This window comes from bacterium (assembly GCA_037128595.1).
Classification (GTDB): domain Bacteria; phylum Verrucomicrobiota; class Kiritimatiellia; order CAIKKV01; family CAITUY01; genus JAABPW01.
In genome coordinates this window covers 1-8,250 of record JBAXWB010000056.1, presented here as the reverse complement: position 1 = coordinate 8,250, position 8,250 = coordinate 1, and the positions used below count along the sequence as shown (strand labels likewise).

The window sequence follows — 8,250 nt, the reverse complement described above, 5'->3', positions numbered from 1 at the left end:
TTCGCGTTGCGCCTCATCCGCAGTGCTTTATGAAGTCAAAACAAAAGACCCTGGTAAAAAGCAATGCAGTATTGATTAAAATGCGGATTTGCTGGGGTTTATGAAAGTGGGCCCGGTCGGACTTGAACCGACGACCAAAGGATTATGAGTCCTCCGCTCTGACCAACTGAGCTACGGGCCCGTCACTTGAAGTGATGAGCGGGGGTATTATGCCTTTCGCCGCGGCGACGGCAAGAATCTTTTGCAGGGCGACAAAGATGCGCTTGAAGGAAATGGCCTTTAGGAATTATAGTGGTCGATATGAAAGTTGAACTTCTTGCCATTACACCGGACGCGGAACGCGTCATCGAAATTGCCGCCCGGACCTGTTACCAGAGCGGGGATAAAATGGTTCCTGAAAAGATGGGTGAACTTCTTCCGAAGCTTATTGCCATGGGGCACGAATCCCCCTTCGAGCATGCCTATGCCACGTTCCGGATCAGTGATGTCTCCCGTGCCATGACCCACCAGTTGGTGCGGCATCGGTTGCTCTCTGTCTCCCAGAAAAGCCAGCGATATGTTTCCGAGTCGACGTTCGGGTGGGTGGTCCCTCCTGCCGTGCAGGCCGGTGACCAGGCCGAATATGTGAAGGATATGGCGACCATCCGCGATATGTATGCGAAATGGAAGGGAAAGGGGCTCAAAAGCGAGGATGCCCGCTTTGTGCTTCCCAATGCCTGCACCACCGAACTGGTCGTCTCTGCCAATTTCCGGGAATGGCGGCACGTGTTTCACGTCCGGTGCCATCGGCGTGCCCAGTGGGAAATTCGCGATGTCTGCCTCCTGATCTTGAAGGCGCTTAATCATCAGGCGCCGCATGTCTTTGCCGACATCATGGTTGAGATCGAGAAGGAGTAATATAACCTGAACTCCTGTCTCCGTTTTTCACTCTTGAATCTTCCGCGATCTTAATGATACCTTAAAGGTCTCAATATAAAGGGGACTACATGATTACGCGTGAAACAGATTATTCGATGCGTTTGATTATTGCGCTTGCAGATCGGCAGAAGAAGGGGATTGTCTCGGCGTCATCTTCTGAGGTGGCGAAGGAGATGGATATTCCCTATCGGTTTTTGAGAAAGTTGGTCAAGCGATTGGTTGTTGGGGGGTTGATAGAGAGTCGGCGGGGTAAGGGGGGGGGCGTCGCCCTGGCTCAGGAGGCCCGGTCTATTTCCCTGTATGACATCCTCACGGTGACCGGACCGCGAGGGGTGGAACTGAGTCTTTGTTCCTCTGACCCGAAGTCATGCAATCGTTCGGCTTTGTGTACGATGCAGCGGGAATTTTCCAGTATTCAAGATGAAGTGGATCGACGGTTGAAAAACATACACATCAGCGACCTGATTCAAAAATGATGAAATCTTGAAAATAAACTTGATAATGATACGCGCATAGTGTCATTATCTCGCTCGTAAGCAATTTCCGGTTCGTACCGGGTTTTTAGTAAGATAAAAAATAATAAAGGAGAAAATAGTATGTCCGTATTAGTCACCAAAGTAGCGCCTGATTTCACCGCCCAAGCCGTGATGCCTGACAATCAGATCAAGGAACTGACCCTCTCTTCCTACCGTGGAAAATATGTGGTGTTGTTCTTCTATCCGCTGGATTTCACGTTTGTGTGTCCTTCCGAGATTCTGGCCTTCAACAAGGCGGTAAAAGTCTTCGAAAAGAAGGGGGCGGTGGTTTTGGGCGTATCGGTGGACTCCCAGTTCAGTCACTTTGCCTGGCGCCAGACTCCCGTCCAAAAGGGCGGTATCGGCGAGATTGCCTTCCCGTTGGTGGCAGACTTGGATAAGAAAATCGCCCGTGATTATGATGTCTTGCTGAACGACGCGGTGGCGCTGCGGGGATTGTTTCTGATCGATCAGAAGGGCGTGGTGCGGCATCAGTTGGTCAATGATCTTCCGATCGGCCGGAATGTTGAAGAGGCCGTCCGCACCCTGGACGCTCTCAAATTCCATGAAGAGCATGGCGATGTGTGTCCTGCCAACTGGAAAGAAGGCGAAGAGGCCATGAAGCCCACCGCTGAGGGCGTGGCGTCTTACTTGGCGAAACACTCCAAGTAAGAAAGTTGTTGATTGTCAAGTTGTTGGGTTGTCAGGGGGATAATCTCCGGCAACTCAACAACACAGCAACTTAACAACTGGGGATTAACGGAAAAGGCGTTGAAAAATTGAGGCTCATGCATTAAGGTATTCCCCTGCAACGGAGAAATGTTGCGTGTGATGTGAGTAATGTGGTTGTCTTCGGGACGGGGTGTTTCATCAGTGGATGGAGATTCCCAACCGGCGGTTAAAGCCCGCGAGCCTTGCGAAAGCAGGGCAGACACGGTGAAATGCCGTGGCCGACAGTGATGGTGGCGTAGATTCGCCTCTCAGTCTGGATGGGAGAAGACAGAACCGGCATAGTTGTGCCGTTTATTGTCCCGGAAACCTATATGGTTTCCGTTTTTTTTTATAAGTGGCGAGTGTCGGGGCTGACGGAAGCAGGATTATGATTAAAAAGAAACCTATATTTGATCCCATCGAGGCAGTTATCGCTGATATCCGCCTTGGGAAAATGGTGGTGATCACTGATGATGAGAACCGTGAGAACGAGGGGGATCTCATCATGGCTGCTGATAAAGTCACGGATAGTGCCATTAATTTCATGGCCCGTTTCGGCCGCGGCCTGATTTGTGTGGCCATGACCAAGGATCGCCTCGAAACGCTGAACATCCGCAGCATGGTGAACCGGGGTGGTGGGGATCATTTTGGTACCGCTTTTATGGAGTCGGTGGATGCGTGTGAAGGGGTTTCAACCGGGATCAGTGCCCGTGACCGGGCCAGAACCATCAAGACGCTGATTGCGCCCGGGTCGCAACGCCGAGATCTGATCAGTCCCGGCCACGTATTCCCGCTGCAAGCCAAGGAGGGCGGCGTGTTGTGCCGGGCGGGTCATACGGAGACGGCGGTCGATCTTGCCCGGTTGGCCGGCCTGGCACCTGCCGGCGTGATCTGTGAGATCATGAAGGATAACGGGGAGATGGCGAGGTTGCCGGAACTGCGTAAATTTGCCAAAAAGCACGGGCTTAAGATCGCCACCGTAGCGGGGTTAATTGAATATCGGCGCCGCGAGGAGCGCCTGGTCGAGCTCGAACGTACCGTAGAGATGCCGACCCGGCACGGCCTCTTTAAGCTGAAACTCTATCGCTCGCTGATTGGCAACGAGCATCATCTGGCCTTGGTCATGGGGGACCCCCGGAAGGCGAAATCACCCCTCGTGCGGGTGCACAGCGAATGTCTGACCGGCGATGTATTCGGGTCCATGCGGTGTGACTGCGGGGATCAGCTTTCCAAGGCCATGGATATGGTGGCCCGCGAAAAAGTGGGTGTCGTGCTCTATATGCGTCAGGAAGGGCGGGGGATCGGTCTGGCCAATAAACTGCACGCCTATGCGTTGCAGGAAAAGGGGCTGGACACGGTTGAAGCCAATGAAAAACTTGGGTTTAAGGCGGATTTAAGGGATTATGGCGTGGGCGCACAAATTCTGGCAGATCTCGGATTGACCGATATCCGGCTGATCACTAATAATCCCCGCAAGGTCATTGGGCTCGAAGCGTATGGCTTGACGATCACTGAGCGGGTTCCGCTTATTTTGCCTGCCAACGAGCATAGTCAGCGGTATCTGGCGACCAAAAAGAAGAAACTGGGACATTGGCTTTAAGAAGTTAAAAGTAAAATGTTAAACGTTAAAAGTGAAGACGAGTTGCGAATTGGGAGGGAGAAGATAATGAGTACAACTGTGAAAGAACTATCTGGAAACCTGATCGGACAGGGGCTGAAATTCGGGATCGTGGTCAGCCGGTTTAATGATTTATTCACCAAGGAATTGGTGGGTGGGGCCATCGATTGTTTCGTCCGGCATGGGGTAAATGAAAAAGATATTACCGTCGCCTGGGTCCCGGGCGCCAATGAGCTGCCGTTTGTGGTGCAGCAGCTGGCCGTCAAAGGGGGCCTGAATGCCATCGTGGCGCTGGGTGTGGTGATTCAGGGCGCGACGCCGCATGCGGATCTGATCAATGGTCAGGTATCGCGGGCGTTGTCGGGAATCGCATTGGATAAGCAGCTGCCGGTCATCAATTCCGTTGTCTGTGCCGACAACCTGGAGCAGGCCATCGAACGCTGCGGCACCAAGGCGGGCAATAAGGGATGGAGCGGGGCGCTGGCCGCCATTGAGATGGCGAACCTGTGCAAGCAGATGGGAGTTTAATATGGGATCCCGACGAGATGCCCGCGAAGCAGCGGTGCAGATCCTGTTTCAGCTGGACTTCAATCCGGATGAACTGGCGGCCACTTTGGCATCTTATTGGCAGGACCGCAAAGTCACCACCAAGACCCAGTTGTTCGTCGAAGAACTGGTGCGCGGGGTGATGGAACACCGTTTCCAAGTGGATGCGGTGATTGCCAAATGTGCCCAGAACTGGGATTTGCCCCGCATGGCGACGGTGGATCGGAATGTGATTCGCCTGGCGGTATACGAGATGATGTTCCATAAGGAAATTCCCCATGCCGTCTCCATTAACGAGGCCGTTGCCATTGCCAAAAACATGGGTGATGTGGGCTCCGGCCGCTTTGTGAATGGCGTGTTGGACCGGGTCCATCGTGATATTGAGACGGCGGCCGCCGCGGAGGCTGGAGCGGCGTCATGAAGTCCTGGCTGACGGCACTCGCGCGAACCCGCGACAAGATTGCGGGGGGGCTTGCCCGGCTGATTCCCGGTTTGGCAAAGGCGGATCCGGTCGCCCTCGAGGAGTGGGAGAAATTACTGATCCAGGCGGATATCGCTCCCCGCCTGGTCGAGGAATGGATCGCCCGGTTAAAGCGCAAGGCCGGTAGCGGGGATATGACCCACTTGATGGAGACGATGCTCCTGGCGGCATTCCCCGAACAGGCGCCTTATCAGTGGACCCTCCCTGCTTCCCCGAAAGTCATTCTGATTACCGGAGTCAATGGCTCGGGGAAAACGACCACCACGGCCAAGCTCGGCCATCTGGCTAAACAGCAGGGGCTGACCCCGTTATTGGCCGCGGCGGACACCTTTCGTGCGGCAGGGGCGCATCAACTTAAATTATGGGCGGATCGGCTCAAACTGGATGTGGTGGTGGGTGCCCATGGGGCAGATTCCGCGGCGGTGGCGTTTGATGCCACGAAAGCCGCTGTGGCCCGGAAGGCCGATGTCGTGCTGATTGATACCGCCGGCCGTATGCACACGAAGCAGCCCCTGATGGATGAATTGCAGAAGGTCCAGCGCTCCATAGGCAAGGCGCTGCCCGGCGCACCCCATGAAAACTGGATTGTCCTCGATGCCACCCTTGGCAATAATGCGATCATTCAGGCCCGGATGTTCAAGGAGTGCGTGGATCTGACCGGCGTGGTCATTGCCAAATTGGACGGGTCATCCAAGGGGGGCTTTGTTTTTACGATTCGCAAGGAACTGGGGTTGCCTGTGTGTTTTGTCGGGCTGGGGGAAGGGGAGGATGACCTCGCCCCATTCGATTCCAAGGAGTTCGTAAAGGGATTTCTCGGGTCGTAACATCAAGAAGGATATTTCACGCGAAGCCGCGAATGCGCGAAAGAGAGCAGGGGTTTGAAAAAATGTTTATCTTTTGGAATTCGTGCCTTTGCGGCTTCGCGTGAAACGAATGATTTGATCGGAATACCTTACTGATGAATTCCCGCGATACAAAATGGATGGCCGAGTCACTCCGCCTGGCCCGGTTGGGGGAGGGGCTCACACGGCCTAATCCCCCGGTGGGGGCAGTGGTGGTCAAGGGTGGCAAGCTAATCGGTAGTGGTTATCACCGAAAGGCCGGCAGTCCTCATGCTGAGGTTTATGCCCTGCGCCAGGCTGGCGCCCGGGCTCAGGGCGCCACGCTTTACGTGACGCTCGAACCTTGCTCCTCCTGGGGCCGTACGCCGCCCTGCACCGATGCGATACTCAAGGCCGGCATCACGCGGGTCGTCTGCGCGATGGCGGATCCCAATCCTAAACATGCGGGTAAAGGCTTTACGCGGCTGAGGACGTCAGGGCTGATTGTCGAGTGTGGAGTTGGGGCGGCGGAGGCCGTGGAACTTCTCAGGCCATTCGCCTCATCCATGTTGCGCGCCCGGCCTTATCTGACGGTCAAGCTGGCCGCTTCATTGGATGGACGTATTGCCGATGCCTCAGGTTGTTCCCAATGGATCTCCGGGCCCAAAGCCCGTGTACACGTGCAGGGGCTGCGTCGCAGGGTGGATGCCGTGATGGTGGGCGCGGGCACGGTGATCGAGGATAACCCGTCACTCCTGCCGCGTCCGGCCAGGGGGCGGAAGCCCTGGCGGGTCATAGTCGATGCCATGGGGGCTGTGTCAGCGAAATCCCGTGTGTTTACCGATGCGCTTGCCGCCTGCACGCTATTGGCGACGACCCGACGTTGTCCTCCCCGCCAGCGTGACGCCTATGCCAAAGGCGGGGCCCAGGTGATGGTCTTGCCGGCTTCGGGGCGTGGCGTGTCGCTGCCGGCCTTGATGAAGGCCCTGCATGCCAGGGGAATCATGCATGTGGTGTGTGAAGGGGGCGGGGTACTGGTGGGGTCGTTATTGAAGGCTGGCCTCGTGGATGAGCTGGTGCTGTTTGTCGCCCCGGTGATTCTCGGGGCGCAGGGGCTGGCTTCAGTGGGTGCCGTCAGCTGGGCCTTGGCCAAGGCCCCCCGCCTGCGCGTGGTCGAGTCGAGCCGGGTTGGCGACGATGTCATGATCCGCCTGCGGGCACCACGGGGCAAAGAAAAAGAATTTGAACAGAAGTCGCAAAGCCCGCAAAGAAAGATAGGGGTATAGTCATGTTTACCGGGTTAATTCAACAGGTCGGGAAGTTGGCGGGGAAAAAGCCGCGTGGTGACGGGATGGTGTTTACCATCCATCATGATGCCTGGGATTCGCCTCTGATCCAGGGCGAGAGTGTAGCGGTGCAGGGGGTATGTCTCACGGTGACCGCGATCCGGGCAGGTGAATTTTCCTGTGATGTCCTCAATGAAACGTTGAATAAATCGAATCTTGGAAAAAAGGACACCGGCGCCCCTTTGAATCTCGAACGCGCCTTGCGAGCCGATGAGCGATTGGGCGGGCATATCGTCAGCGGCCATGTGGATGGGCCGGGGACGGTGCTGGCCTTTGACCAGAAAGCCTCCGATTGGGTATTGGAGGTCTCCTGCGACGACTCCCTGCTGCTGGGAATTGTTCCGAAAGGCTCCATCGCGATTGACGGGATCAGTCTGACCATCGCGGAGTTGCGTGCGAAATCCTTCACGGTTCACATTATCCCCCACACGTTGGCACATACCTCGCTTCAGGGGGTGAAACGCGGGCACACGGTGAACCTTGAAACCGATATCATCGGCAAATACGTGCAGCGCTATTTAGAGCGCATTCAGCCGGCATCGGGCCTGACGATGGCAAAGCTCCAAGCGGCCTTCGGGGGCAGTTGAGCGAGAGGACCGCATCCTGATTTCTGAATCCTGTATTCTGAATCTTGCTATTGTATCGCATAATATTATTTAGTACAACGTTTCACTTGAGTAATTTCGTAACCATTCGGGACATTGCGATGGCGGCCGGGGTGTCACCTACGACGGTTTCTTATGCCATCAGAGGTAAGACGGTGGGGGTCAATATCCCCGCCGAAACTCGAGCCCGGATTCTCGCCATCGCCCGCCAATCTGGTTACAAACCCAACCGAATCGCCCAGGACATGGTGCTTGGCCGACAGTCCACCATCGGCTTAGTTCTCTCTGCCGCCGGGGCTGGCGCCTTTGCCGCCATGATCCCTGAGGTCGAACCCACGCTCGCTGCCGCTGGCTATCGGCTCGTCGTCGTCGCTTTGCCAGCCGATACCGGTGCCGCCTTGGAGCGGGTGACTACCCTTCTTCGCGATGGCGTCGCTGGACTTCTATGCTGTCCCGCCGCCATGCCGGTTGTGGTGCCACGGGTGGGGGGGACGTGTCCGGTAGTATCTTTTGCCCAAGGAGCCGGGAAAACGCTTTTGAAGGCACTCGGTGTGCCGGAACCAGTGGTCCCGCCTTCAACTCCGGCCTCTGATGTAGAGGCCTCCGTCCCCGGCGGCACCGACCCAACACACGTCGAAACCCCGATGACAACACCGGAACCAGTCAGCGTGACGGCACCAACCCCACCG

10 protein-coding genes, 1 tRNA gene and 1 riboswitch are annotated in these 8,250 nt (G+C 56.1%); of the genes, 10 read left to right on the top strand and 1 reads right to left on the bottom strand.

Features of this window, described 5'->3' with window-relative positions:
- Positions 1-107: 107 nt before the first annotated feature.
- Positions 108-181: transfer RNA gene (locus WCS52_19220), tRNA-Ile, on the bottom strand.
- 119 nt (positions 182-300) lie between these two features.
- Here WCS52_19220 and thyX point away from each other — a divergent pair.
- From thyX to WCS52_19170, 10 genes are all read left to right on the top strand, one after another.
- On the top strand, positions 301-897 hold the full coding sequence (gene thyX, locus WCS52_19215; protein MEI6169319.1) for an FAD-dependent thymidylate synthase: 597 nt from the start codon (positions 301-303) through the stop codon (positions 895-897).
- Between the two features lie 89 nt (positions 898-986).
- The gene (locus WCS52_19210; GenBank protein MEI6169318.1) at positions 987-1,394 is read left to right on the top strand and encodes an Rrf2 family transcriptional regulator; all 408 of its coding nucleotides are present in this window, start codon (positions 987-989) and stop codon (positions 1,392-1,394) included.
- 120 nt (positions 1,395-1,514) lie between these two features.
- Positions 1,515-2,105 carry a peroxiredoxin gene (locus WCS52_19205; protein ID MEI6169317.1) on the top strand — a complete coding sequence of 197 codons (591 nt, stop codon included), beginning with the start codon at positions 1,515-1,517 and terminating at the stop codon, positions 2,103-2,105.
- A 172-nt stretch (positions 2,106-2,277) separates the two neighbouring features.
- A riboswitch (FMN riboswitch) is annotated at positions 2,278-2,438 on the top strand.
- A gap of 94 nt (positions 2,439-2,532) precedes the next feature.
- The gene (locus tag WCS52_19200; GenBank protein MEI6169316.1) at positions 2,533-3,744 is read left to right on the top strand and encodes a bifunctional 3,4-dihydroxy-2-butanone-4-phosphate synthase/GTP cyclohydrolase II; all 1,212 of its coding nucleotides are present in this window, start codon (positions 2,533-2,535) and stop codon (positions 3,742-3,744) included.
- Between the two features lie 66 nt (positions 3,745-3,810).
- A complete protein-coding gene (ribH, locus tag WCS52_19195; protein MEI6169315.1) occupies positions 3,811-4,290 on the top strand; it encodes a 6,7-dimethyl-8-ribityllumazine synthase in 480 nt (159 codons plus the stop codon).
- Position 4,291: 1 nt separating this feature from the next.
- Complete coding sequence (nusB, locus tag WCS52_19190; GenBank protein ID MEI6169314.1) at positions 4,292-4,729, top strand: transcription antitermination factor NusB; 438 nt, start codon at positions 4,292-4,294, stop codon at positions 4,727-4,729.
- Positions 4,726-5,613 carry a signal recognition particle-docking protein FtsY gene (gene ftsY / locus WCS52_19185; protein MEI6169313.1) on the top strand — a complete coding sequence of 296 codons (888 nt, stop codon included), beginning with the start codon at positions 4,726-4,728 and terminating at the stop codon, positions 5,611-5,613. The genes nusB and ftsY overlap by 4 nt, the downstream gene beginning before the upstream one ends.
- Before the next feature lie 134 nt (positions 5,614-5,747).
- Complete coding sequence (ribD, locus tag WCS52_19180) at positions 5,748-6,896, top strand: bifunctional diaminohydroxyphosphoribosylaminopyrimidine deaminase/5-amino-6-(5-phosphoribosylamino)uracil reductase RibD (GenBank protein ID MEI6169312.1); 1,149 nt, start codon at positions 5,748-5,750, stop codon at positions 6,894-6,896.
- 2 nt (positions 6,897-6,898) lie between these two features.
- A complete protein-coding gene (locus WCS52_19175) occupies positions 6,899-7,543 on the top strand; it encodes a riboflavin synthase (GenBank protein ID MEI6169311.1) in 645 nt (214 codons plus the stop codon).
- Positions 7,544-7,629: 86 nt separating this feature from the next.
- A partial coding sequence (locus WCS52_19170) for a LacI family DNA-binding transcriptional regulator (protein MEI6169310.1) occupies positions 7,630-8,250 on the top strand: 621 nt, incomplete at its 3' end.